Annotated in this window: 1 protein-coding gene; it reads left to right on the plus strand. The window is 53.4% G+C overall.

Features of this window, described 5'->3' with window-relative positions; genetic code table 11:
• Positions 1-72: 72 nt before the first annotated feature.
• Entirely contained in the window at positions 73-1053 is a 981-nt protein-coding gene (locus HMPREF3143_RS02325) for an IS5-like element ISKpn26 family transposase (RefSeq protein ID WP_070531634.1), read from the plus strand.
• The last annotated feature ends 151 nt before the right edge of the window (positions 1054-1204 follow it).

Consider the following 1204-nt stretch of genomic DNA (forward strand, 5'->3'; position numbering starts at 1 on the left):
TTAGGGAAGGTGCGAACAAGTTCCTGATATGAGATCATCATATTCATCCGGAGCGCATCCCAGAGGGACATCATGAGCCATCAACTCACCTTCGCCGATAGTGAATTCAGCACTAAGCGCCGTCAGACCCGAAAAGAGATTTTCCTCTCCCGCATGGAGCAGATTCTGCCATGGCAGAATATGACCGCTGTCATCGAGCCGTTTTATCCCAAGGCGGGCAATGGCCGACGGCCCTATCCGCTGGAGACCATGCTGCGTATTCACTGCATGCAGCATTGGTACAACCTGAGCGACGGTGCCATGGAAGATGCCCTGTACGAAATCGCCTCCATGCGCCTGTTTGCCCGATTATCCCTGGATAGCGCCCTGCCGGATCGCACCACCATCATGAATTTCCGCCACCTGCTCGAGCAGCATCAACTGGCCCGTCAATTGTTCAAGACCATCAATCGCTGGCTGGCCGAAGCAGGCGTCATGATGACCCAAGGCACTTTGGTGGATGCCACCATCATTGAGGCACCCAGCTCTACCAAGAACAAAGAGCATCAACGCGATCCGGAGATGCATCAGACCAAGAAAGGCAATCAGTGGCACTTTGGCATGAAGGCCCACATTGGTGTCGATGCCAAGAGTGGCCTGACCCACAGCCTAGTCACCACCGCGGCCAACGAGCATGACCTCAATCAGCTGGGTAATCTGCTTCATGGAGAGGAGCAATTTGTCTCAGCCGATGCCGGCTACCAAGGAGCGCCACAGCGCGAGGAGCTGGCCGAGGTGGATGTGGACTGGCTGATCGCCGAGCGTCCCGGCAAGGTAAAAACCTTGAAGCAGCATCCGCGCAAGAACAAAACGGCCATCAACATCGAATACATGAAAGCCAGCATCCGTGCCAGGGTGGAGCACCCGTTTCGCATCATCAAGCGGCAGTTCGGCTTCGTGAAAGCCAGATACAAGGGGCTGCTGAAAAACGATAACCAACTGGCGATGTTATTCACCCTGGCCAACCTGTTTCGGGTGGACCAAATGATACGTCAGTGGGAGAGATCTCAGTAAAAACCGGAAATAACGCCAGAAATGGTGGAAAAAATAGCCTAAATAGGCTAATTCGATGTGTTTGCGGGAAAAAAATCGGCCCAGATCCGCGAAATTTTAATCAGCGAGTCAGCTTGGGAAGAAATGACCTGCTTATTCGCACCTTCCTTAG

It is taken from the genome of Enterobacter sp. HMSC16D10 (genome assembly GCF_001807145.1).
GTDB classification, from domain to species: Bacteria; Pseudomonadota; Gammaproteobacteria; order Enterobacterales; family Enterobacteriaceae; genus Enterobacter; species Enterobacter roggenkampii.